The organism is Chromobacterium alkanivorans, from assembly GCF_016937655.1.
GTDB lineage: Bacteria > Pseudomonadota > Gammaproteobacteria > Burkholderiales > Chromobacteriaceae > Chromobacterium > Chromobacterium alkanivorans.
Genome location: NZ_JAFHKL010000021.1, coordinates 37,901 through 60,807, shown reverse-complemented (window position 1 = coordinate 60,807; position 22,907 = coordinate 37,901). Strand labels below are relative to the sequence as shown.

At 60.6% G+C, this 22,907-nt stretch carries 19 protein-coding genes; 5 read left to right on the top strand and 14 right to left on the bottom strand.

Going from position 1 to position 22,907, the window contains the following annotated elements:
- Window positions 1-8 precede the first annotated feature (8 nt).
- Both JW897_RS23405 and dnaE read right to left on the bottom strand, forming a co-directional pair.
- Window positions 9-452 (bottom strand): GNAT family N-acetyltransferase, encoded by a 444-nt coding sequence (locus tag JW897_RS23405; protein ID WP_048414462.1) that lies wholly within the window; start codon window positions 450-452, stop codon window positions 9-11.
- Between the two features lie 121 nt (window positions 453-573).
- Window positions 574-4,023 (bottom strand): DNA polymerase III subunit alpha, encoded by a 3,450-nt coding sequence (gene dnaE, locus JW897_RS23400; protein WP_205467838.1) that lies wholly within the window; start codon window positions 4,021-4,023, stop codon window positions 574-576.
- A 111-nt stretch (window positions 4,024-4,134) separates the two neighbouring features.
- Here dnaE and JW897_RS23395 point away from each other — a divergent pair, with 111 nt between their 5' ends.
- Window positions 4,135-4,743, top strand: a complete 609-nt coding sequence (locus tag JW897_RS23395; protein WP_048414460.1) for a flavin reductase family protein — start codon at window positions 4,135-4,137, stop codon at window positions 4,741-4,743.
- On the opposite strand, the gene JW897_RS23390 is transcribed toward JW897_RS23395, so the two are convergent.
- The 7 genes from JW897_RS23390 to JW897_RS23360 form a co-directional block, all read right to left on the bottom strand.
- The gene (locus JW897_RS23390; RefSeq protein ID WP_205467837.1) at window positions 4,718-5,641 is read right to left on the bottom strand and encodes a VirK/YbjX family protein; all 924 of its coding nucleotides are present in this window, start codon (window positions 5,639-5,641) and stop codon (window positions 4,718-4,720) included. The two genes, JW897_RS23395 and JW897_RS23390, sit on opposite strands and share 26 nt — an antisense overlap.
- Before the next feature lie 120 nt (window positions 5,642-5,761).
- Window positions 5,762-7,465, bottom strand: a complete 1,704-nt coding sequence (locus JW897_RS23385) for an ArnT family glycosyltransferase (protein WP_205467836.1) — start codon at window positions 7,463-7,465, stop codon at window positions 5,762-5,764.
- A 184-nt stretch (window positions 7,466-7,649) separates the two neighbouring features.
- Window positions 7,650-7,904, bottom strand: coding sequence for a PhaM family polyhydroxyalkanoate granule multifunctional regulatory protein (locus JW897_RS23380; protein WP_019102797.1), 255 nt, complete (start codon window positions 7,902-7,904; stop codon window positions 7,650-7,652).
- 79 nt (window positions 7,905-7,983) lie between these two features.
- A complete protein-coding gene (locus JW897_RS23375; RefSeq protein ID WP_048414457.1) occupies window positions 7,984-10,260 on the bottom strand; it encodes an NADP-dependent malic enzyme in 2,277 nt (758 codons plus the stop codon).
- Between the two features lie 155 nt (window positions 10,261-10,415).
- Entirely contained in the window at window positions 10,416-11,702 is a 1,287-nt protein-coding gene (locus JW897_RS23370; RefSeq protein ID WP_205467835.1) for a TRAP transporter large permease, read from the bottom strand.
- The gene (locus JW897_RS23365; protein WP_048414455.1) at window positions 11,699-12,313 is read right to left on the bottom strand and encodes a TRAP transporter small permease; all 615 of its coding nucleotides are present in this window, start codon (window positions 12,311-12,313) and stop codon (window positions 11,699-11,701) included. The genes JW897_RS23370 and JW897_RS23365 overlap by 4 nt, the downstream gene beginning before the upstream one ends.
- Before the next feature lie 96 nt (window positions 12,314-12,409).
- Entirely contained in the window at window positions 12,410-13,408 is a 999-nt protein-coding gene (locus tag JW897_RS23360) for a TRAP transporter substrate-binding protein (protein WP_048414454.1), read from the bottom strand.
- A gap of 228 nt (window positions 13,409-13,636) precedes the next feature.
- On the opposite strand from JW897_RS23360, the gene JW897_RS23355 reads away from it, so the two are divergent.
- Entirely contained in the window at window positions 13,637-15,883 is a 2,247-nt protein-coding gene (locus JW897_RS23355) for a PAS domain S-box protein (protein ID WP_240352351.1), read from the top strand.
- Window positions 15,884-16,045: 162 nt separating this feature from the next.
- The gene (locus JW897_RS23350; RefSeq protein WP_205467833.1) at window positions 16,046-16,552 is read left to right on the top strand and encodes a DUF1993 domain-containing protein; all 507 of its coding nucleotides are present in this window, start codon (window positions 16,046-16,048) and stop codon (window positions 16,550-16,552) included.
- 163 nt (window positions 16,553-16,715) lie between these two features.
- Here JW897_RS23350 and nadB read toward each other — a convergent pair whose 3' ends face one another.
- Window positions 16,716-18,308: an L-aspartate oxidase gene (nadB, locus tag JW897_RS23345; protein ID WP_205467832.1), complete on the bottom strand. Its 1,593-nt coding sequence runs from the start codon at window positions 18,306-18,308 to the stop codon at window positions 16,716-16,718.
- Window positions 18,309-18,807: 499 nt separating this feature from the next.
- Between nadB and JW897_RS23340 the strand changes: the two genes are divergently transcribed.
- Window positions 18,808-19,131 (top strand): hypothetical protein, encoded by a 324-nt coding sequence (locus JW897_RS23340; RefSeq protein WP_156187861.1) that lies wholly within the window; start codon window positions 18,808-18,810, stop codon window positions 19,129-19,131.
- Between the two features lie 90 nt (window positions 19,132-19,221).
- On the opposite strand, the gene JW897_RS23335 is transcribed toward JW897_RS23340, so the two are convergent.
- The 3 genes from JW897_RS23335 to JW897_RS23325 form a co-directional block, all read right to left on the bottom strand.
- Window positions 19,222-19,584, bottom strand: coding sequence for a hypothetical protein (locus JW897_RS23335; protein WP_205467831.1), 363 nt, complete (start codon window positions 19,582-19,584; stop codon window positions 19,222-19,224).
- 189 nt (window positions 19,585-19,773) lie between these two features.
- A complete protein-coding gene (locus tag JW897_RS23330) occupies window positions 19,774-20,400 on the bottom strand; it encodes a hypothetical protein (RefSeq protein ID WP_205467830.1) in 627 nt (208 codons plus the stop codon).
- Between the two features lie 266 nt (window positions 20,401-20,666).
- Window positions 20,667-21,074 carry a hypothetical protein gene (locus tag JW897_RS23325; RefSeq protein WP_205467829.1) on the bottom strand — a complete coding sequence of 136 codons (408 nt, stop codon included), beginning with the start codon at window positions 21,072-21,074 and terminating at the stop codon, window positions 20,667-20,669.
- Between the two features lie 150 nt (window positions 21,075-21,224).
- Between JW897_RS23325 and JW897_RS23320 the strand changes: the two genes are divergently transcribed.
- Complete coding sequence (locus tag JW897_RS23320; RefSeq protein ID WP_205467828.1) at window positions 21,225-21,440, top strand: hypothetical protein; 216 nt, start codon at window positions 21,225-21,227, stop codon at window positions 21,438-21,440.
- A 532-nt stretch (window positions 21,441-21,972) separates the two neighbouring features.
- Here the strand turns inward: JW897_RS23320 and JW897_RS23315 are convergent.
- Window positions 21,973-22,704, bottom strand: a complete 732-nt coding sequence (locus JW897_RS23315) for a hypothetical protein (protein WP_205467827.1) — start codon at window positions 22,702-22,704, stop codon at window positions 21,973-21,975.
- Window positions 22,705-22,907 lie beyond the last annotated feature (203 nt).

Genomic DNA, 22,907 nt, shown 5'->3' with positions numbered 1-22,907 from the left:
TCTTAGAATTAGAAGTCCAGGCGCATCACCAGGCGTGGATCGTTGTCGCCGAAGTAATGAGGCTGATGCTCGACAACGACAAAGCCAAGCTGCTGGTACAGCCTGGCCGCGGAGTTGTCGGGGTGAACCGTCAGCTTGGCGTGGCTGGCCTGGCGAGTCCGCAGCGCCTGCAGCAAGGCTTGCAGCAGTTGCTTGCCTACGCCTTGTCCGCGGCAATGCTGGTGGACCGCCAGCGACATGATCCAGAATTCGCCTGGCCCGCTGCCCGGCGCGCCGATGATGTAGCCGCCCAGCTCGCCGTCTTGCGCGCCCGGCGCGACGAAGAACAGGTCCGGCCACAGGTCATGGGCCTGGCGGAAGAAAAAGTCCGGATAGACGTGGTGGCCGAATACCGCTTGCTCGATCTGGAAGACCGGGGCGACGTCTTGGAGTTGCGCCGGGCGTGCCGTCATCTGAAAACATCCTTTTGCTGTGGTGCGTTTGAGCGGGGAAGCCTACTGCAATGTCCGGCGCTTGCAAAGCGCGGGCATGAAAAAAGCCGCGCTGGGCGCGGCTTGGCGGGAGCGCGGCGGCTCACCACATCACTTTGACCTTGTCGTTGCCCAGCCAGTCCTGCAGCGCCAGCAACAAGCCGTCGTCCAAGCGCACGCCCCAGGGCGGCGGCAGCATCAGGTCGCCGCTGGCCGCGCCGTTGTTGTAATGGATGCGCACCGGGCAGCCGGCGTCTTCGCTGCGGAAGGGGTGCAGCTGGGCCTTGAGCTTGCTGACGTCCACCTTGCCGGCCAGCTTCAGCGACAGGCTGCGGGCGTAGCGGCTGCGCGCCTCGCCCAACTCGTAGACCTTGTCGGCGATGATGCGCAGGCCGCCGGAGAAGTTGTCCTCGCTGACCTTGCCTTCTATCACCAGCACCACGTCGTCTTTCAGCCGGCTGCGGTTGGCTTCGAAGCTTTCCGCGAACAGGCTGACTTCCAGCTTGGTGCTGCCGTCGTCCAGCTGGACGAAGGCCATCTTGCCGCGATTGCCCACCTTGACGCGGATGCCGGTGACGAAGCCGGCCAGCAGCTGCGGCTCCTTGCGCGGGCTGAGCCGGGACAGCGGGGTCTTGATGAAGCCGCGAATTTCCTTGGCGTAGGCGGCGAAGGGATGGCCGGACAGATAGAAGCCGATGGCCAGTTTTTCCTCCGCCAGTTTGACCGCGTCGCTCCACGGCTTGATCTCGGCCATTTCTACGCTAGGGGCGACGTCGTCGCCGAACATGTCGAACAGGCCGCCCTGGTTGGCGTTGGCGTGTTCCTGCTCGGCGGCGTTCATCGCCAGGCCGACGTTGCCGAACAGCTTGGCCCGGTTGGGCTCGAGGCTGTCGAAAGCGCCGGCGCGGATCAGCGCTTCGATCACGCGCTTGTTGACGATTTTCTTGTCGGTGCGGCGGCAGAAGTCGAACAGGTCCTTGAAGGCTCCGGATTCGGCGCGCACCGCGACGATGTGGTCGACGGCGGCTTCGCCGGTGCCCTTGATCGCGCCCAGAGCGTAGCGGATATGCTTGCGGTCCACCGGCACGAAGCGGTAGTAGCTCTGGTTGACGTCCGGCGGCAGGAAGACCAGGCCGTTTTTACCGTCCACGCTGTCGTCGTAGAACACCTTGAGCTGGTCGGTGTTGTCCAATTCCGAAGACATGGTGGCCGCCATGAAGGCCGCGGTGTGGTGGGCCTTGAGCCAGGCGGTCTGATAGGAGACCACGGCGTAGGCGGCGGTGTGCGACTTGTTGAAGCCGTACTCGGCGAACTTGGCCATCAGGTCGAACAGCATTTCGGCGAGCTTGGGGTCGTAGCCCTTGGTGGCCGCGCCCTGGGCGATCTTGCCGCGGTGCTCGGCCATTTCCTCAGGCTTCTTCTTGCCCATCGCCCGGCGCAGCATGTCGGCGCCGCCCAGGGTGTAGCCGCCGATGATCTGCGAGATCTGCATCACCTGTTCCTGGTAGACGATCACGCCGTAGGTCGGGTCCAGGCAGGCCTGCAGGTCCGGATGATAGTAGTCGACTTCCTGTTTGCCGGCCTTGCGCAGGATGAAGTCGTCCACCATGCCGGAGCCGAGCGGGCCCGGACGATACAGCGCCAGCACAGCGATGATGTCTTCGAAACGGTCGGGCTTCAGCTTTTCCAGCAGCCGTTTCATGCCGTCCGATTCAAGCTGGAATACGGCGGTGGTGTTGGCCTGTTGCAGCACCTTGTAGGCGGCGGAGTCGGTGAACTCTAGCAGGTTGAGGTCGGTGTCGAAGCTGGGATCCAGGTCTTTGATGTAGCTGACCGCCAGTTCGATAATCGTCAGGTTGCGCAGGCCGAGGAAGTCGAACTTCACCAGGCCCACTTTTTCCACATCGTCCTTGTCCAGCATCGACACCGGCACCGAACCGTCGCCGCTGGCCTGATACATCGGGCAGAAGTCGGTGATCTTGCCCGGCGCGATCAAGACGCCGCCGGCGTGCATGCCGATGTTCCGGGTCAGGCCTTCCAGTTTCTTGGCCAGTTCCCACAGCTCGCGCAGCTCTTCCTCGTTTTCCAGCCGCTCGCGCAGTATCGGCTCCATTTCCACCGCGTCGTCCAGCGAGTACTGCTTGCCGGGCGCGGCGGGAATCAGTTTGGAGATGCCGTCGCAGAACATATACGGCAGGTCCAGCACCCGGCCGACGTCGCGCACCACGGCTTTGGCCGCCATGGTGCCGAAGGTGGCGATCTGCGACACCGCCTCGGCGCCGTATTTCTGGCGCACGTATTCGATCACGCGATAGCGGTTGTCCTGGCAGAAGTCGATGTCGAAGTCGGGCATCGATACCCGCTCGGGGTTGAGGAAGCGCTCGAACAGCAGCGCGTAGGCCAGCGGGTCGATATCGGTAATGCCGATGCTGTAAGCCACCAGCGAGCCGGCGCCGGAGCCGCGGCCCGGGCCCACCGGGCAGCCGTTGTTCTTGGCCCAGTTGATAAAGTCCGCCACGATCAGGAAGTAGCCGGGGAAGCCCATCTGGATGATGGTGTCGCACTCGATCTTCAAGCGCTCGTCGTAGGGCTGCCGCTCCTGGGCGCGCGTTTCCGGGTCGGGATAGAGTTTGGCCAGCCGTTCCTCCAGGCCTTCCTGGGACAGGTGCACCAGGTAGTCGTCCAGCGTCATGCCGTCCGGAGTGGGGAACTGCGGCAGGTAGTTCTTGCCCAGCTGCACGCTGATATTGCAGCGGCGGGCGATTTCCACCGAATTTTCCAGCGCTTCGGGAATATCGGCGAAGCGCTCCAGCATCTGTTCGGTGGACAGGAAGTATTGGTTCGCCTCGAAGCTGCGCGGCCGGCGCTTGTCGCCCAGGGTGAAGCCTTCGGCAATGCAGACGCGGGCCTCGTGGGCCTTGAAGTCGTCCGGATCCATGAACTGGATAGGGTGGGTGGCCACCACCGGCAGGCCGGTCTCGCCGGCCAGCCACAGCGAGGCTTGCAGCGCGTGCTCCACCTGCGGATTGTCCAGGCGTTGCAGCTCCAGATAGAAGCTGTCCGGGAAGCAGCGTTCCCAATATTCGGCGCGGCGGCGCGCTTCGTCGCGCTGGCCCATCAGCAAGGCCTGGCCCACGTCGCCCAGATGGGCGCCGGACAGGCAGATCAGGCCGCTGTTGTCGCCGTTTTCCAGCCAGGCGCGCTTGAGTTCGGCGCGGCCGCGGTACTGGTTGTGGGTGTAGGCGTCGGCCAGCAGTTCGCACAAGCGCCCGTAGCCCTGGCGGTTCTTGACCGTCAGCATCAGACGGTAGGGCTTGTCGCGGTCTTCCTCGTTTTCCAGCCAGACATCGCAGGACACGATGGGCTTGACGCCTTTGTCCCGGCAGCCCTTGTAGAACTTGACCATGCCGAAGATGTTCATCAGATCGGACATGCCCACCGCGGGCATATTGTCCTGGATGGCGCGCTTGATGGCGTCATCCAGGCGCACGATGCCGTCGGTGATGGAGAATTCCGAATGGAGGCGCAGATGGATAAAACGAGGTGAGTTCATCGCGCCATTTTACCTGCCGAGCGGTTGCGACACCATCGCCGGGCGCATTTGGCGGCACTAGTATTTTGTTGCTATGCAGCATTAGAATGATGGCATCAAGGAGGAATCGATATGGACTGCGACATCAAGACCTTGCCGCCGGAGGCGGTCTACCCCTTGCTGGTGGGCAGCGTGCAGCCCCGGCCCATTGCCTGGGTCAGCACTCAGGATTTGCTGGGCGTGGCCAATCTGGCGCCGTTTTCCTTCTTTACCGTGGCCAGCGTGAAGCCGCCGGTGCTGGCGCTGAGCATTCTGACGCCGGCCGGCGGCGGCGAGAAGGATACCCTGGCCAATATTCGCGCCACCGGCGAGTTCGTGGTCAATGTGGTGCCCGAGCATTTGGCGGAGGCGATGAACCTCAGCTGCGGCCCTTATGCGCCGGAGGTGGACGAGTTCGATCTGGCCGGCGTGGGCAAGGCCCGCAGCCGGCAGGTGAGGGCGCCGGGCGTGGAGCAGGCGCCGCTGCGTTTCGAGTGCGTGCTGAACCAGTGCCTGGCCTTGGGCGACGGCGCGGGGGCCGGCAATCTGGTGCTGGGGGAGGTGCGCCACGTGCATGTGGCGGACGAGGCCTGGCGCGACGGCCGCGTGGCGAGCAAGGCGCTGGCCTTGGTGGGCAAGCTGGGCGGCGACGAGTTCAGCCGCGCGGAAGCCGCTTTCAGTTTGCGGCGGCCCGGAGCGTGACGGCGCGGCGGCTCTGGTCGACCAGCTCGTCCAGCAGCGCGTAGCGGCGCTGATATTCCGCGCGCTTCTTGCTGGCGATTTCGGTCAGCGGCTTGCGCGGCAGTTGCAGCGGCAGGCTGAAGAAGCGTTTGCAAGCGGTGGGCTGGGCGTCGAAGGTGTCCCAGAAACTGTCGTAATCGGCGAAGAACTGGCGACGATAGCGCCAGGAACTGTAGATGTGCTGCCACTTGCTGACCGCCAGCACCTGGCTGGCGCCGATTTCCCGGGCCAGCGCGACCAAGGCTTCCACCGCCAGACGTTTGGGAAACAGCCCGTGGCTTTGCTTGGTCAACTGGTGGACGGCGTCGGCGCCATGAGGTTTGCGCGGGCCTTGCAAGCCGCCGATGATGATGGCGGTTTCGCCCTGGCGGCGGGTGATGGTGAAGGTCAGCGTGGCGATGGCGATCCGCTCTTCCGAGCAGATTTGCAAGGACAACTCGCCTTCCTTGTCGAAGCTGTGGCGATGCGTCAGCAGCGCCGTGATCGCGGCCTCGTTTTTGCCCTGCAGTTCGGCCAGCGTCAGGCCGGCGTCGCTGAGCAGGCTGCGGTAGGCGGCGGGGGACACCCGTTCCGCCAGCGCCTGATAGTGCTCGCGCAGGGCCGCCAGCTTGCCGCTCGGGCCAAGCGAGCGGTAGAGATAAGGACGGTGCAGCTTGCAGGCCAGCCGCGGGTTGGCCTGAAGATGGCGGCGCAGCGCGGGTTGACCCCAGCTGTCCAGCCAGCGCAGCGTCCAGGGCAAGGTCAACAGTCCGCGCAGCGCGAATTTGCAGCGGTTCTTCCCCTCGTCGAATCCGTCCTCGCGGGAGAAGCGCCCGCTGGCAAGGGACCAGAACAAATCCACCGCGTTCAGCGCCGACATACCATAACCTCAAGAAAAAAAGGGTTAAGGCTACGTTATCGCGGCGCTGTGATTGTTAAGGAATATTGGGCAAATTGTGACGAATTGTGACAATTTCGTCGGAAATTGATTCCGTTGTAATTATTTCTTGGCCTTCAACAGCTGGCCCAGTGGTTGCTCCAGCCGGTAAAGGCGGAAGCGCTCCTTGGGGTCTCCCGGGCGCTGAAAACTTTCCGCGGGCTTCAGACCGGCCAGGTAGGGCGGCAACTGGTCGTGCAGGGACTGGACCAGCAGCCAGCGGCAGTTTTTGGCCAGCGGCGCGCTTTCCAGCCGCAGCGTGCGGTAGTCGGCGTAGTAGTCCAGCAGCGCGCGTTGCGGCTCGCCCAGGCCGACGCTGGCGACGCACTCGCCCTGTCGGCCGATGTCGGCGAGGACGGGTCGCAGCGGGGCGAAGGTTTCGCGATAGCGCATGCCGTGATCCAGCGCCGGCAGCCACAGCGTGGCCAGGCCGCCCCACAGCAGCACGATGGTCAGGCTCCAGCGCCAGGCGAAGCCAGGGGCGGTGTCGGTCGGGAAGCGTCGCCATAGCCAGATCACGCCGCCGGCGATCAGGCCGAAGGCCAGCCAGGTCCACGGATGCCACTGCGGATGCCAGTCGGTGAACTTGCGGTGCAGCAGATGGCTGGCCCATTGCGCGGGTTCGCCGGTGGAGAGCACCCAGGCGACGACGAGCACCACGGCGCCCAGCGTCAGGCAGAGCAGCAGGCTGAAGCCGGACAAGGCGCGCCAGCCGCGATGGGCGTCGCCGGCGCGCAAGCCGGCGATGGCCAGCAGCGCCAGCGGCAACAGCAAGGGCATCGCGTACAGCTCGCGGGCGTCGCCCGCCAGCGACAAGACCGTCAGCGTCACCAGCCACAGCAAGGCCGGCGCGGCGGGCCAGGCTCGGGTCCATTGCCGGCGGCCGCGCCACAAGCCCCACAGCGCCAGAGGCAACACCGGGATGCCGTACCAGGGCAGGGTGCGGCCATAGAACAGGCGCGGCGCCTTGGGGCCCAGATGGGCGCTGCCGTCGAAACGGCCGAAGTTGTTCACCTTGAACCAGAGCTGGAACAAGGCCGGATCGCGCAAGTACAGGCTCAAGCCCCACAGCGCGGCCAGCGGCAGGCCGATCAGCGCAGCCAGCAGCAGGCCGCCGGCGTAACGGCGGTTGCGGTAATCGGGATGCAGCGGCAGCAGCAAGGCGGTCAGGCCCAGGCAGCCGGGGCCCAGCAGGCCCTTGCTCAAGAAGGCGGCGCCGCCGCCCAGGCCCAGCAGCGCGCCGCCTAGCAAGGCGCGTCGGCGCAGCAGCACCAGTCCGGCCAGCCCCCAGGCCATGCCGGCCAGCAGGGCGGTGTCGGTGATCATTTGATGGGCGCGCATCGGCAGGCCCAGGCAACCCAGCAGCAGCAAGGCGCCCCAGGCCGCGGCGCGCCGGCCGTACAAGGCGCCGGCGGAGACGGCGGTGCCGGCCAGCGCCAGCGCCATCCAGCCGCCGGCGGCCAGGCGGGCGGCGTCCGGCGCGCTGAGCCAGCCGCCGAACAATTGCATGGTGAAGGCGGCGCTGATGAAGAACAGCGGCGGCTTTTCCATGAAGGGCTCGCCGGCCAGCGTCGGCACGATCCAGTCGCCGGTCTCCGCGACATGGCGCACCAGGCCGAAGGTATAGGCTTCGTCCGGCTTCCAGGGCTCATGGCCTACCAGGCCGGGCAGCAGCCAGGCGACGGCGATAAGCAAGAACAGCCAGACGGGGATGGAAGGCAGGCCGGAATCTGCGGGCTGCGCGGCGTAAGGAGTGGAGAAACGCATGGAGTCCGCGGAAAATTGGTCGTTAATTGTTATGGGAAAGGGGAGGGCGAGCCGTCCCGTTCATCACCTTGAGGCATGGCGACCGCGGGCTTCTGCCAGGAAGATCCGCGGCCGGACGGTAGAGTGTAGCGTTGTTTGCGCGCCAAGCAAACTTGAGCGCGGCCGCGCGGGGGCGGGGGCGGCCTCAGTTGTGCGGCGGGTCTTTCGGCCGCATCGAGTGCAGCGCGGACTTCTGCATTTCCAGGGCTTTGATCTGCATGCTGAGCATGCCCATATTCATGGTCAGCCAGCTTTCCACCACGCGCAATTCGGCCAGCTTGCGGTCTATCTCCTCCTCGCTCATCGGCGGCAGAAACGGCTGCATGCCCGGCGGGGTGGCGGTTTGCCAGAACTGGCGGAACAGGGCGAAGGGATCGTTGGGGTTGAATTCGTTGCTCATGGGCTGTTCCCTCGGCGAAGAAAAAACGGGCAAGCTGCGCTTGCCCGTTCAGTATATGCCTTTACATCCAGGCCGACGCTTACTTGCTGTTCTGCGCGTCCACGGCGGCCAGGGCCACCATGTTGACGATGCGGCGCACCGAAGCGATCGGGGTCAGGATGTGGGCCGGCTTGCTCATGCCCATCAGGATGGGGCCGATGGTCACGCCGTCGGAGGCGGAGACGCGCAACAGGTTGTAGCTGATGTTGGCGGCTTCCACGTTAGGCATGATCAGCAGGTTGGCGGAGCCTTTCAGCGTGCTGTCCGGCATCGCCTGGTTGCGGATGCTTTCCACCAGCGCGGCGTCGCCCTGCATTTCGCCGTCGATTTCCAGATCCGGCTGCGCCGAGCGGATCTGGTCGAAGGCGGCGCGCATCTTCTGCGCCGACGCGCTGTTCAGCGTGCCGAAGCTGGAGTTGGACAGCAGCGCGGCCTTGGGCGCGATGCCGAAGCGCTTGATCGACTCGCTGGCCATGCGGGTGATGCTGGCCAGTTGCTCGGCGCTCGGGTCGGCGTTGACGTAGGTGTCGGCGATGAAGATGTTGCCGGTGGGCAGGATCAGCGCGTTCATCGCGCCGGCCACTTGCTCCGGGTTGTTGTAGCCGAGCACGGTTTCGACGATGTCGAAGTGCTGACGGTACGGCCCGTAGGTGCCGCAGATCATCGCGTCGGCGTCGCCGCGGCGCACCATCATCGCGCCGATCAGCGTGGTGTTGCCGATCACGCGGCGGCGAGCCTGTTCCTGCGACACGCCCTTGCGCTTGGTCAGCTGGTAGTACTCTTTCCAGTACTCGGCGAAGCGCGGATCGGATTCGTTGTTGACGATCTCGAAGTCCTTGCCGGCCACCAGCTTCAGGCCCAGCTTCTGGATGCGCATGTCGATGACGCTGGGGCGGCCGATCAGGATCGGCTTGGCCAGACCCTGGGTGACGATTTCCTGAGTAGCGTGCAGCACGCGCTCATCCTCGCCCTCGGTCAGCACCACGCGTTTCGGGTCCTTCTTGGCCTGGGCGAACACCGGCTTCATGAACAAGTTGGTCTTGTACACGAACTGGGCCAGTTGATCGGCGTAGGCGTCGAAGTCCTGAATCGGGCGGGTGGCGACGCCGGAATCCATCGCGGCCTTGGCCACGGCGGGGGCGATCTTGACGATCAGGCGCGGGTCGAACGGTTTCGGAATCACGTATTCCGGGCCAAACGACAGTTCCTGGTCGCCGTAGGCGGTGGCCACCACGTCGTTCTGCTCGGCCAGCGCCAGATCGGCGATGGCGCGCACCGTGGCCAGCTTCATCTCTTCATTGATGGTGGTGGCGCCCACGTCCAGCGCGCCGCGGAAGATGAAGGGGAAGCACAGCACGTTGTTGACCTGGTTCGGGTAGTCCGAACGGCCGGTGCCGATGATGGCGTCCGGACGCACTTCCTTGACCAGCGGCGGCAGGATTTCCGGCTCCGGGTTGGCCATGGCCAGGATCAGCGGCGCGCGGGCCATGGATTTGACCATGTCCTGGGACACCAGCTTGGGACCGGACAGGCCCATGAAGATGTCGGCGCCGGTCATGGCGTCGGCCAGCTTGCGTTGGCCGTTGTCCTTGATCGCGTAGCGCTTCTTGGACTCGTCCAGCTTCTCGTCGCGGCCTTCGTAGATCACGCCCTTGGAGTCGCAGACGGTGATGTTTTCGCGCTTCACGCCCAGGGCCACCAGCAGATCCAGGCAGGCGATGGCGGCGGCGCCGGCGCCGGAAGCCACCACGCGCACTTGCGCGATGTCCTTTTCCACCAGGCGCAGGCCGTTGAGCACAGCGGCGGCGGCCACGATGGCGGTGCCGTGCTGGTCATCGTGGAACACCGGAATGTTCATGCGTTCGCGGCACTTCTTCTCAATGTAGAAGCACTCGGGCGCCTTGATGTCTTCCAGGTTGATGCCGCCGAAGGTGGGCTCCAGCGAACAGATGATGTCCACCAGCTTGTCCGGATCCAGCTCGTTGACCTCGATGTCGAACACGTCGATGCCGGCGAACTTCTTGAACAGCACGCCCTTGCCTTCCATCACCGGCTTGCCGGCCAGCGCGCCGATATTGCCCAGGCCCAGTACCGCGGTGCCGTTGGAGATCACCGCGACCAGATTGCCGCGCGCGGTGTATTTGTAGGCGTTCAGCGGATCTTCCACGATGGCGTCGCAGGCGGCCGCCACTCCGGGGGAGTAGGCCAGGGCGAGATCGCGTTGGGTGGTGAGAGGCTTGGTCGGGGCAACCTGGATTTTGCCCGGGTTGGGGTACTGGTGGTATTCCAGTGCGCTCTGGCGCAATTGCTCGTCCATTCTCTGGGACTCCTGAGGTTGATCTTTAGGTGGTTGGTTGGTGTAAGAGAGTAACTACACATTATACGGGCTTAACGGCGAGCGGGGCTATCGCCTTGTCGGACAAAAAACGCGATGGCCCATGCCATCGCGTTTTCATGCCCGTTGGGCGCATGCTAATTCAGCATGCCCAGCGCGCGCGGCAGCCACAACGAGATTTCCGGCACATAGGTCACCGCGACGAGGAAGCCCAGCATGGTCAGCAGCCAGGGCCAGACCGCCACCGTCAGTTCGGTGATGCCCATCTTGGTGATCCCCGAGGCGACGTAAAGGTTCAATCCCACCGGCGGATGGCACATGCCCACCTCCATGTTGACGACGATCAGGATGCCGAAGTGAACCGGGTTGATGCCCAGCGCGACGGCCACCGGAAACAGGATGGGGGCCAGGATCAGGACGATGGAGGAGGGCTCCATCACATTGCCGGCCAGGAGCAGCAGGATGTTGACGACCAGCAGGAAGGCGATGGGGCCGAGGCCGGCGTCGATCAGCCAGCCGGCCATGGCCTGGGGAATGCCCTCGCTGGTCATCAGGAAGGAGAACAGCACCGCGTTGGTGATGATGTAGAGCAGCATGGCGGACATGCTGGCCGAATCCAGCAACACCTTGGGCACCTGTTTCAGCGTCATGTCCTTGTAGACGAAGACGGCCACGATGAAGGCGTAGACCGCGGACATGGCGGCGGCCTCGGTGGGGGTGAAGATGCCGCTGTAGATGCCGCCTATCACCACCACGATCAGGAAGAGGCCCCACATGGATTTGCGGAAAGCGCGCCAGCGCTGGCCCCAGCTGGCCTTGGCCAGGCGCGGGTAGCCGAACTTGCGCGCGCGGTACCAGGTGGTGAAGCCCAGCAAGGTGGCCAGCATCAGGCCGGGCACGACGCCGGCCATGAACAGCTGGCCCACCGAGGTGTTGGTGGCCACGGAATACATCACCATCACGATGGAGGGCGGGATCAGGATGCCCAGCGCGCCGGAGGTGGTGATCACCCCGGCGCCGAAGCGGTTGGGAAAGCCCTGCTTGACCATGGCCGGCAGCAGGATGGAGCCGATGGCCACCACCGTGGCCGGGCTGGAACCGGACACCGCGGCGAACAGCGCGCAGGCCAGCACCCCGGCCAGGCCCAGGCCGCCGTGCCAATGCCCCACAAGGCTGGTGGCGAAATTGATCATGCGCTTGGCCACGCCGCCGTGGGTCAGGAAGTTGCCGGCCAGGATGAAGAAGGGAATCGCCATGATCTCGAACTTCTCGATGCCGGTGAACAGCTTGAGCGCCACCGCCTCGATCGGCACCTGGGTCATGGTGAACAGAAAGGTCAGCACCGTCAGGCCCAGGGAAATCGAAATGGGCATGCCGGAGAGCATCAGGACGAGCAACAGGCTGAAAATGATGAGCGCATTCATTTCTTGTCTCCTCGACGGGAAACGTCGTGCGGATGGAGGTTGTCGTCCAGCGCGTACCAGTTGTCCACCCCGCCCTCATCGTCCATGCCTTCCACGTGGGCGTGGTCGTGCTTGGGCAGGGAGCCGGTTTTGACGAAGGCCCAGGCCACTTGCAGGAAGCGGAAGCACATCAGCAGCGAGCCGCAGGGCACCGCCAGGTAGACGATCCACATCGGCACTTCGAGGTCGGCCGATGTCTGGTCCGTGTGGGCGATCTCCCAGACGAAGGCGGCGCCCAAGGTGCCGACGATGGCGGTGAACAGCGCGCCGGCCAGCAGGCCGAACACGATGAAGCGGGCGCGGTTCTTGTCTCGCAGCCGGTTGATCAGCACGTCCACGCCTACGTGGATGCCGGTGCGCACGCCGTAGGCGGCGCCGAACTTGGCCATCCACACGAACAGGTAAATGGTCAGCTCCTGCGACCAGGCCAGATTGATGTGGCTGACCAGCGGATGCAGCAGCTCGGTGCCCGCCGCGTAGCGGTGCACAACGGCGACAAAGGTAATGAGGGTGGCGGCGGCCATGAGGCTCGCGATCAGCCACTCCTCGAGGTGATCCAGGAATTTCAGCATCGGGCGTCTCCGGGAAGGGAGGTCGGACGGCCGCGCGCCGGCCGCCGCGACGGCGCGGGGCGCGCGGTCGCTTGGCGGCGTCGCGGCAGCGGCGCTTTAGTTGGCGGAGAAGCCGGTTTGCTGGTAGATGGTCTTGATCAGCGCGGGGCCGATCCGCTCCGCCATCTTGGCGTGGACGGGCAGCAAGGCCTTCTTGAAGGCCTCGCGTTCTGCCGGCGTGGGATTGTAGATGGCGGTTTTGCCGGATTTGGCGATCTTGGCCAGATCGGCGTCGTTTTCTTTCTTGGCGATGTCGTTGGCGTACTTGGTCGCGTCGCGCATCGCGCTGTCCAACTGGGCGCGCACGTCGGCGGGCAGGCCGTCCCAGAAGCGTTTGTTGACGATCACCGCGTAGCCCAGATAGCCATGGGCGGTGGTGGTCATATGCTTCTGCACCTCGTGCATTTTCTGGGTGTACATATTGGACGGCGGGTTTTCGGTGCCGTCCACCACCCCGGTCTGCAGCGCCTGATACACCTCGGAGAAGGCCATCACTTGCGGCAGCGCGCCCAGCGCGCGCATCTGCTCGTCCAGCACCTTGGACGACTGGATGCGCATTTTCAGCCCCTTGAGATCGGCCGGGGACTTGAGCGGCTTATTGGCGGAAAAGTGCTTGAAGCCGTTGTCCCAGAACGCCAGCCCCTTGATGCCCTTGCTGTCCAGCTTGCCCAGCAACTGCTGGCCCACCGGGCCCTGGGTGACTTTGTGCAAGTCGTCGTAGTTGTCGAACAGATAAGGCAGGTCGAAGACTTCGAACTCCTTGACCCCCAGCGGGCCGAACTTGGCCAGGCTGGGCGCCAGCATCTGCACCGCGCCCAACTGCAGCGCTTCCAGCTCTTCCTTGTCCTTGTACAATTGGCTGTTGGGGTAAACTTGCACCTTGACCTTGCCCTTGGTGCGTTCCTCCGCCAGCTTCTTGAAGTACTCGGCGGCCTTGCCCTTGGGCGTGTCCTGAGCGACGACGTGGCTGAACTTGATGACGATTTCCCCGGCGGCGCAGGCGACGCCGGACAGACTGCCGGCCAGGATGGCCAAGGCGGCGAATTTCAGTTTCATATCTCTCTCCAAATGCTGTTTTGCGTTTAGGCGGGGTGGCGCGTTCTGCTGTGGCAGCCGTATTGTGCCGCCGGCGTCGCGCTCTGTTATGCCATCCTTCTGGACAGTCGGGTTTTACGGTGTAAAGTAGGAGCAGTTTCTTCTCCCGGCCATTAGGGACTTCAGCATCAGGATTTTCCCTAACATTTCATGCAGATAAAAACCACTTTCTCCCGCCGATCCCCCCGCATGCTCTGGCTCAGCGTCAGCGCCTTGTTATTGGCCCTGCTGTTGGCGCTGGGCAGCCTGTTCTACCTGGTGTACCGCGACTGGCGCGACGAACAGCAAGACAATCTGATCCAGGAAGTGTTGTGGCTGGAGCAGTCCTTGCGCATGTATCTGGAAGGGCAGCAGGAATGGGCCGAGAACCTGGCGCGGGACATCGAGATCGGCAATGTCGACAGCCCGCGCTTTGCGCGTCAGGCCGCGTTCTACCTGCGGAGCAACCCGGAACTGCTGTCCATCGAACAGGTGGACCTGGACGGCAAGGTGTTGCGCGATCAGCACGGCACCCGTCGCGACGGCCGCGTGTTGTTTGGCGAAACCTTCGACGCGCTGTGGCGGGCCAACCGGCTGTTGCGTCCCAGCTACGGCGCGCCCTATCAGGGCGGCGACGGCAAATACCGCTTCGACCTGGCCGTGCCCATCGTCCACGACGGCAAGGCCCAGAGCGGGCTGAGGCTGACCTACCAGCTGGACCTGCTGCTGTTCAACCAGGTGCCGTGGTGGATAGCCTCCAAGAACTACATCAGCATCCAGGACCTGAGCGGCAAAACCCTGGCCAGCAAGTTCGACCCGGCGGAACGCCCCGGCACCATCTCGCACCAGACCAGCTTCGACCCGCCCGGCTACGGCCTCTACCTGCACGCGGTCAGCTACCGCGCCGGCCTGGGCCTGACCCTGCCGGTGCTGTCCGGCCTGATCGTGCTGCTGGTCAGCGCGCTGTTGTACGCCGCCTGGCGCATCCGCCGCCACGTGCGCGAGCGCGCGCACGCCGAACAGGCGCTGGCCCAGGAAGTGTCCTTGCGCCAAGCGATAGAAGACTGCATGAAAAGCGGCCTGGTGGCGCTGGAGGACGAAGGGCGCATCGTGCGCGTCAACCGCGCCTTCTGCGACATGCTGGGCTTCAGCGCGGACGAACTGGTGGGCCAGGCGCCGCCGCATCCGTTCTGGCCGGCGGAAGACCACGAAGCCATGACCGCGGCGATCGCCGCGGTGCGCGACCACCGCCAGCCGGAGCAGGGCTTCGAACTGCGCTTTGCGCGCAAGGACGGCGAATTCATCGAAGTGCGGCTCTACGCCACCCCGCTGGTGGAAGCCGACGGCAGCCAGCGCGGCTGGATCGCGTCCCTGTTCGACATCACCGAACGCAAGCGGCAGCGGCTGGCGCTCAACGCCTCCCACCAACGCTTCCTCACCGTGCTCAACGGCCTGGTGGCCGGCGTTTGCGTGATGGAGGAAAACGGCGGCCTGCTGCTGTACGCCAATCCGGCGTTTGCCCGGCTGTGGCTGGCGGAAGAACCGGACGGCCCCTGCTGCGTGCTGCTGCCCGGCTTGCAGGAACAGCCGGAACAGGACGAATACGGCCTGGAGTTCACCACCGACGGCGGCGACAGCTGGTTCCAGATGCACCGCCGCCGCATAGACTGGGTCAACGGCGAATCCGCCTGGCTGGCCATCCTGGCCGACGTCAGCGAAGACAAGGCGCGCGAAGGGCGCGAACTGGCGCAGCAGGAGCGGCTGCAAAACACCTCGCGGCTGATCGCCATGGGCGAGATGGCCTCCACGCTGGCGCATGAACTGAACCAGCCGCTGACCGCCATCAACACCTACGCCGCCGGCGTCAGCCGCCGGCTGCCGGCGGAGCTGGAACTGCCGGCCGGCGTGCGCGAAGCGATCCAGGAAATCGCCGGCCAGGCCAAGCGCGCCGCCCAGATCGTCAGCAGCATCCGCGCCTTCGTCAAAAAGCACGAGCCGCAATTGCAGCGGGTGGAGCCGGGGCCGGTGGTGCTGCGCGCCGTCGGCCTGGCGGAAGGCCTGGCGGTCAAGGCCGGGGTCCAGCTGCAAGTGGAGCAAGACCTGGAGCGCTGCCTGCTGGACATGGACCCGGTGCTGATTGAGCAAGTGCTGCTCAATCTGATGAAAAACGCCATTGAAGCGATGCAGGAAGCGCAGACCAAGCGCCCCAGGGTCAAGGTGCGCACCTTCATCGGCAGCGCCTTCTGGCGGGTGGAAGTGGTGGACAACGGCCCCGGCCTGTCCGAGGCGATGAAGAGCAATCTGTTCACCCCGTTCTACTCCACCAAGCCGGAAGGCATGGGCATAGGCCTGAACATCTGCCGCTCCATCGTGGAATTCCATCGCGGCGAATTCGGCGCCAACAGCACCGTGGCCGGCGGCTGCGCGTTCTGGTTCACCCTGCCGCTGGTCAAGTGAGAGCCCCGCCTGGGAGGGCAGGGGGCGGTGAGGGCGCTCCGTTTTGAACAAGCCGCTGCCGGCCCTGCGCATTTCCCCGGCCGGAGCCGGATTGGCTTATGCTGTGGCGGCGCGCCGAATCTCCGCCGCGTCCGTCTTCCCGCATCCGACAGGAGCCCGCCCATGTCCGTTTCCATGTACCAAGCTTCCGTCCCGGCGCTGATCCGGGGCCTGAACAATCTGTCCGCCATTCTGGACAAGGCCGCCGCCGACGCCACCGCGCGCAATATCGCGCCGGACGTGCTGCTGAACGCCCGGCTGGCGCCGGACATGTTCGCGCTGACGCGCCAGGTGCAGATCGCCAGCGACAGCGCCAAAGGCTGCGCCGCGCGGCTGGCTGGTGTCGAAGTGCCCAGCTACGCCGACGACGAAGCCAGCTTTGCCGATTTGCAACAGCGCATCGCCAAGACCGTGGCGTTTTTGCAGGGTTTCAACGCCGCCCAGATCGATGGCAGCGAGGCGCGGGAAGTGGTGCTGAAAGTGCGAGGCGATGAAATCCGCTTCAGCGGCCAGAGCTATCTGCTGGGCTTTGTGCTGCCCAACTTCTATTTCCACCTCACCGCCGCCTACGCCATCCTGCGCCACAACGGCGTGGCGCTGGGTAAGATGGATTACTTGGGCGGCGTGTAAGAACCTGTTTACGATCTGCTGCGCGTCGGCGATGCGGCGTTGAAACCAAGCTCAAAATGCTCATGTACCACGTGTACATTCCGCTTTTTCGCTCGTTTCCGCCTTGTCTCGCCTTAGCTCGCGAGATCGTAAACACGTTCTAAGTCTTGGGGGCCGCCGCCGCTCAGCCGCCGGCGGCCGGCCCGTCCGGCGTCAGGATGGTCTCCTGCGCCTGCTCCAGCTTTTCCGGATAGTCGCGGCTGTAGTGCAGGCCGCGGCTCTCCTTGCGCAGAAGAGCCGAACGCACGATCAACTCCGAGGTTTGCACCAGATTGCGCAGCTCGATCAGATCGTTGCTGACGTGGAAATGGCGGTAATACTCGTTGATCTCCTCGGACAGCAGGCGGATGCGGTTTTGCGCCCGCATCAGCCGCTTATTGGTGCGCACAATGCCCACATAGTCCCACATCGCCCGGCGCAGCTCGTCCCAGTTGTGGGAAATCACCACCTCCTCGTCCGGGTCCGTCACCTGGCTGTCGTCCCAGTCCGGGATCTTGGGCAGCTTGATCTCCGGCGCGGCCAGGATGTCCTCCGCCGCCGCCTTGCCTATCACCAGGCACTCCAGCAGGGAATTGCTGGCCAGCCGGTTGGCCCCGTGCAGGCCGGTGCAGGCCACTTCGCCCACTGCGTACAGCGCGTCCACATCGGTGTGGCCGGTCAGGTCCGTGACCAGGCCGCCGCAGGTGAAATGCACCGCCGGCACCACCGGGATGGGCTGCTGGGTGATGTCTATGCCCAGCTCCAGGCAGTGGGCGTAGATATTGGGGAAATGCTCGCGGATGAAATGGGCCGGCTTATAGGAAATGTCCAGGTAGACGCAGTCCAGGCCGTGCTTCTTCATTTCAAAGTCGATGGCGCGCGCCACCACGTCGCGCGGCGCCAGCTCGGCGCGCGGATCGTGCTCCGGCATGAAGCGGGTGCCGTCCGGCAGCTTCAGGATGCCGCCCTCGCCGCGCACCGCCTCGGTGATCAGGAAAGACTTGCTGTGCGGGTGATACAGGCAAGTGGGGTGGAACTGCATGAATTCCATATTCCCCACCCGGCAGCCGGCGCGCCAGCCCATGGCGATGCCGTCGCCGGTGGCGGTGTCAGGATTGGTGGTGTACAGGTAAACCTTGCCGGCGCCGCCGGAGGCCAGAATGGTGTGCTTGGCGGCAATGGTCACCACCTGGTCCGCCTGCTTGTCCAGCGCGTACACCCCGTAAGCGCGGTTGCCAGGCAGGCCCAGCTTGCGCGAGGTGATCAGATCGATGGCGATATGTTCTTCCAGCTCGGTGATATTGGGGTGAGCCTTGATCTTCTGCCCCAGCGTGCTGGTCACCGCCGCGCCGGTGGCGTCCGCCGCGTGGATGATGCGGCGGTGGCTGTGGCCGCCCTCGCGGGTCAGGTGATAGCCGGTGCGGTGGGTTTCATCCTTGGTGAAGGGCACGCCCAGCGCAATCAGCCAATCAATGGCCTCCTTGGAGTGCTCGACAATGAAGCGCGCGGCCTCCTCGTTGCACAGCCCTGCGCCGGCAATCAGCGTGTCGCGGATGTGTTCCTCCACCGAATCCTCGGTGTCCAGCACCGCGGCGATGCCGCCCTGGGCGTAAGTGGAGCTGCCCTCCAGCAAATCTCGCTTGGTAATCAGGCCCACCTTGCGGCTTTCCGCCAGGTGCAAGGCCAAGGTCATCCCGGCCAGACCGCTGCCGATGATCAGAACATCAAACTTGAGCATGATGAAATCCTGCAGGACGCAGAGTCGAAATGGATAGGCAGCGTAGCAGACTTCATGCTGGTGTGACAGATGGGGGAGGGGACGGGCGGGTACTGGTCAAATCCAGGGGAAGGAGTGTGGTTATGGGGATGGAAATGACCAGCACCTTTCTATCTCCGCCGTAAAGCGTGGCGCTCATTGCCGCCGTTGAGCTAGCGTCGATCTGGGAGGGTGCAGCGGAACGACGCCAGCGCCTTGCCTCTCTGCTCCAAGCACGTGATAATCCGACCGTGCTGTGCATCAGCACCGGAATTAGCGTTCCGAGGCAAGAAGGCGGACAGCCGCACATGCGGCATCTCATGTCCGAACACACCATAGATGCGTCTACTCTTGGGCGGGTCATGGTGGGAGCGTGCTTGCACGCGCCGGATCCTTCTTGCCGGTAACGCTAATCCTGCCATGTTCCCGCCGCCTCCGCTTAGCGTCGGAGGGCGGGCATAATGCTCAAGAAGGAGTCGCCATGACTAGCGCCACTCAAGTTTCCCACATCCCGTCACTATCAACCTTGCTGTTCCAACTGAAAAGCTTGCGTCAGCAAAATCCCTCGTTGAACCCGATTGACCCATTGTTGCAGCAGCTCGACGAATACGGCGAGCACTTCCATCACAGCGCTCAACTGATCTGTCTGGAACTCGGCCAGGTCAGCAGCGCTTTGAGCGCGTTGGCGGCCATGCTGGACCAATCCAACCTGGACACGCTGGAGTGCGAGCAGATGTATTGCCTGCTGGAACCCTTCGCCCGCCGCTTGCAGCAGACCACGGTGCAAATGCAGGAATTGGCTTAACTCTCCCAAACGACCAAAGCCCCGGATGGGGCTTTGGGCTGGTTGCGGCTTGGATTCGATTCGGTATTGTTGCATTGGTCGGCAACAGTGCTAGTTTGCTTTTTGCGCTAGCGGATTGATATCGCCGTTAGGATTCTCTGTGCTTGATTCCAGGCCTTGCAGTCCATTTCCAGCTTCCCTATAAATTTCTACGCATTTGTAGCACATTGGCTTTAATGTTTCCAATATATTGTTTAATGTGCTTTCGTCTTCTATTTTGATTTGGGAGGAAGAAAAGGTGATGTCATATATGGTTTCTCCCTCGATGACCACGAGGGGGAATTCGATTTCTTCAAAAACAATGCTTGAGTATAGTATTTTTTCGAGCGTATTTTTTTTTATGGCGTTGGCAGCTCTATTGCTGACACTTTCAGTGCCTGACCAGCTGTGTTGTGCACAGTTTAGAAGCGGCATGTTTTATCCATTTTGAACTTGAGACTTTTTGTGGTTGTGACTTATGTCTGGCCTTTGGGGTTTGAGTTTTTGCCTTCTTTGTTGGAGGTCGGCTTGATATGTTTTCTATCTTGCCGCCACGGTTATTGTTGGAGGTCTGTGTTTTAGGTGTGGCTGTTGAGCTTATGGATTGGATGAACGTTGTTAAAACTAGTGCTTGATGAGTTTTAAGTTATTATCAATTGCCATGATTTTGAATTTTCCAGCGGCAAGGATTTTTAATTCTTTAAAAAAGAAGTCAAGATCATTGGCGAATACATCAAAAGCACCATGTCCATATTCCCCTGATATTTTTGCTATGCAAATGTAGTGGCACGAGCTTGTGAGTAGCTCGTAGGTGTCGCTATTAATGCTTAGTGTTGGATCGTCTAAAAAAATGGCAAGGGCTGATTTTGTCGGAGGAGAAATTGTGCGATGACGAGAAAGTATTTCGTATTTCTTTAACTCGTTTTTGTATTTTTTGTGTTCTTTATGCAGCCTCTCAAATTTTCCATCTTTATCTCTGAATAGAAATTGGGGTACGTAGGCAATTGGTGTGTCCTGTGGAGGGTAAAGCTCATTTTTTATGTTTAAGAAGTAACAATTTTCAATCAAGGATTTTATGAAGGCATGGCCTTCTTCACTCTGATCAAATCCAATGTTGCCATTTTTATTTTTAGCCATGACCAAAGAGAACTCAGCCGTCTCTGGTGCGCAGATGCTCTCAATTCTGGTGCTGGAAAACTTTTTGAATTGATGGAATTGAGCTTTGTGATAAAGGATCGTATTTTCTGTCATCTTTAATCCTAGGGTAGTGCGATTTGCTCGTTGCGTAGCTAGGGACGATAGAGAAGTAATGCACAGTATTCTAGCAATTTAGCATGGTCAAGCTCACCAGTTTTTGCGATGACGTCGCTCCGACGGGGGACGTGGCTGGTCGTATAGGTAGTCCTATTAGCTGTTTTTTTGATAGCTCCAAATTTGGAGGTGCAATAAAATGACGGTTAATTTAATGATTGATTGAAGGTTGTAAGGTGTTTTATGTAAAAAGGTTGTGGTGCTGTTCATTCATTGCCCTCAATGTCCAAGTCATCAGTATATGTAGAGCACTCTTGAAATATTAAACCTGTAAGTTCTAATTCAAGTTGAAATGAGTCGTGTGTTTGTTTTAGTAGTATGTGGTCGTTGTTTTGTTGAATAATTAATTGGCTGTACGTTACATTGTTCCAGTCGGTTATGTGAAAATTCTTTCTTGCCCTAGTATATAGCTTTACAACAATTGTGTTGTAGTCTTTTCCCCAGGTTCCCCATTTTAAAACTTCTATTTCAGGTTTTTGCCTGGTGTGTATGTTTAAATATAGTTTGCCACCAAGGTCTAGATTGATTTGACCAATTAAAACAGGGTCTGTAAGGCCTGAAGGAAATAGCTCTGTTAGAAACTTATTGTGAGTAATTTGGTTTATTAGATTCATGATTTCCTCGGAGGCCTGTAATATTTATGAGAGTGAGGCACATTGCCATTCTAAGGAGTTACCATGACCGGCGCTACTCAAGCCATCCACATCTCATTGCTGTAAACCTTACGTTAGCAGAATGCTTCACTAAATCCGATTGACCGGCTGTTGCAGCAGCTTGACGAATACGGTGAGCACTTCCATCACAGCGTCTATCTGATCTACCTAGAACTCGGTCAGGTCAGCAGCGCTTTGAGCGCGTTGGCGGCCATGCTGGACCAATTCAACCTGGACACGCTGGAGTGCGAGCAGATGTATTGCCTGCTGGAACCCTTTGCCCGCCGCTTGCAGCAGACCACGGTGCAAATGCAGGAATTGGCTTAACTCTCCCAAACGACCAAAGCCCCGGATGGGGCTTTGGGGGCACTTGGGTGGCGTGCGACGAAATTCCACATCCTTGTGGTTCGTAGGGCCATCAACTCATGTAGTCGAGGCACCTTTAAGGTGCTTGGGTTTTTAATCGAAAACTCACGTCATTGCCCATGATCTACAAGTCTGTTATTCCCACTCTATCCAGTTTTTGTAGTGGGCCGATCAAGTAAAAATTGTGCTCTTGTATTTCATTTTCCAATCGGTTGATGTCGGAAAAAAGCTGATTGTTTGCTGCGTGCTCAAATGCGTTGAATAGGTTTTTGTACAATGAGAAATACGGGCTGGGTGTGAGGGCTCCCAGTATGAGCTTCCCGTCGAGGGATGTTGTGATAATGCTGCCGATTAGAGTCCCGCTTTGGTCATGCAAATTAAAGCTTGTCATTGCAGGCGTCCGCTGGGTTGAACCGGTTTCTAAGAATAAATGCCAAATCTTCTACTTGTTACGGCCTGGCTGATGTATGAAAATTCATTGAGTTGAATTGAATTATATGAGTGAAATTATTTTTTTATATTCTTCAAAGGCTTTTGAATTGATGTCTTTGAGTTCTTGTTCGCCTTCGACGGCTAAAAAGGTTTTTAATTCGCTGAACTCCTTTTCACTTAAGTGTTCTTTCCATTGGATAAGAAAATCCAACTGGGTATCATTGTTTGTTAAGTAATTGAAGGCGCTGCAGAGAGAGTCGGGCACCTCAGATGTTATTTTTTTTAAATAACTGTCCCATGGTGTTTCTGAGGCGTTCCATATGTCTTTAATGGTACTCCAGTCTAACTGTGGAGGTGTTGTGGTTGTTAGTCCTAACGATTCTACTTTTTCTATCGTGTTAAAAAGGGAGTTACTGATTGCTTGTGTTAGGTTCGAGGTGTTGAGCCAATAGATGTGGGCGCAAATGCTGATTAGAGTGTTCTCAGCGATTCTTCTGTATTCGTTTTCATTGTCAATAATGTTTTTTAAAATATATACTTTTGATGTCGCTGCTTTGTCGTTGATGTTATTTTCTAATTCGGAGGTGAATTTATTTTCAATAAAATCAATTTGTTTTTTTGAAAAATCGACATCGTCGAAATAGTCTTCGCCACCCTCCATGATGAGTGGGGTTATATTCCGTGCTATTTTCTGTATTGCCTCAGCAGTGTGCGTGCTTTGGCTGTTAAATATGTGTTGATTGAAGCAGTCTGAGCTTATGAGAAAAATAAGTTCGTATATGCTATATGTCATGTTGTGCCTACTGGCTTTGTCAGGTGCTCGACGTGGTAGTAGTTCCCTGCTGTGGATTCGCTGGGTTTCACGCGGGTTTGCTTTGCATGCCTGGGGGCGATTTTCAAGAAATATCTATTGCCGCAGGTGGCATCTACATGTGTTTCTAGCTTAAAGCTAATAACTATTTTGGCCGGTACTTTTAAGGTAAGTAGAAGAGTGGT

Bases quoted from the DNA above. Each gene is read 5' to 3' on its own strand.
- JW897_RS23390 (WP_205467837.1), bottom strand. From the start codon at position 5,641: ATGTCGGCGCTGAACGCGGTGGATTTGTTCTGGTCCCTTGCCAGCGGG.
- JW897_RS23325 (WP_205467829.1), bottom strand. From the start codon at position 21,074: ATGAATCTAATAAACCAAATTACTCACAATAAGTTTCTAACAGAGCTA.
- JW897_RS23385 (WP_205467836.1), bottom strand. From the start codon at position 7,465: ATGCGTTTCTCCACTCCTTACGCCGCGCAGCCCGCAGATTCCGGCCTG.
- JW897_RS23315 (WP_205467827.1), bottom strand. From the start codon at position 22,704: ATGACATATAGCATATACGAACTTATTTTTCTCATAAGCTCAGACTGC.
- JW897_RS23360 (WP_048414454.1), bottom strand. From the start codon at position 13,408: ATGAAACTGAAATTCGCCGCCTTGGCCATCCTGGCCGGCAGTCTGTCC.
- JW897_RS23350 (WP_205467833.1), top strand. From the start codon at position 16,046: ATGTCCGTTTCCATGTACCAAGCTTCCGTCCCGGCGCTGATCCGGGGC.
- JW897_RS23335 (WP_205467831.1), bottom strand. From the start codon at position 19,584: ATGCCGCTTCTAAACTGTGCACAACACAGCTGGTCAGGCACTGAAAGT.
- JW897_RS23365 (WP_048414455.1), bottom strand. From the start codon at position 12,313: ATGCTGAAATTCCTGGATCACCTCGAGGAGTGGCTGATCGCGAGCCTC.
- dnaE (WP_205467838.1), bottom strand. From the start codon at position 4,023: ATGAACTCACCTCGTTTTATCCATCTGCGCCTCCATTCGGAATTCTCC.
- JW897_RS23330 (WP_205467830.1), bottom strand. From the start codon at position 20,400: ATGACAGAAAATACGATCCTTTATCACAAAGCTCAATTCCATCAATTC.
- JW897_RS23370 (WP_205467835.1), bottom strand. From the start codon at position 11,702: ATGAATGCGCTCATCATTTTCAGCCTGTTGCTCGTCCTGATGCTCTCC.
- JW897_RS23405 (WP_048414462.1), bottom strand. From the start codon at position 452: ATGACGGCACGCCCGGCGCAACTCCAAGACGTCGCCCCGGTCTTCCAG.
- JW897_RS23380 (WP_019102797.1), bottom strand. From the start codon at position 7,904: ATGAGCAACGAATTCAACCCCAACGATCCCTTCGCCCTGTTCCGCCAG.
- JW897_RS23375 (WP_048414457.1), bottom strand. From the start codon at position 10,260: ATGGACGAGCAATTGCGCCAGAGCGCACTGGAATACCACCAGTACCCC.
- nadB (WP_205467832.1), bottom strand. From the start codon at position 18,308: ATGCTCAAGTTTGATGTTCTGATCATCGGCAGCGGTCTGGCCGGGATG.
- JW897_RS23395 (WP_048414460.1), top strand. From the start codon at position 4,135: ATGGACTGCGACATCAAGACCTTGCCGCCGGAGGCGGTCTACCCCTTG.
- JW897_RS23355 (WP_240352351.1), top strand. From the start codon at position 13,637: ATGCTCTGGCTCAGCGTCAGCGCCTTGTTATTGGCCCTGCTGTTGGCG.
- JW897_RS23340 (WP_156187861.1), top strand. From the start codon at position 18,808: ATGACTAGCGCCACTCAAGTTTCCCACATCCCGTCACTATCAACCTTG.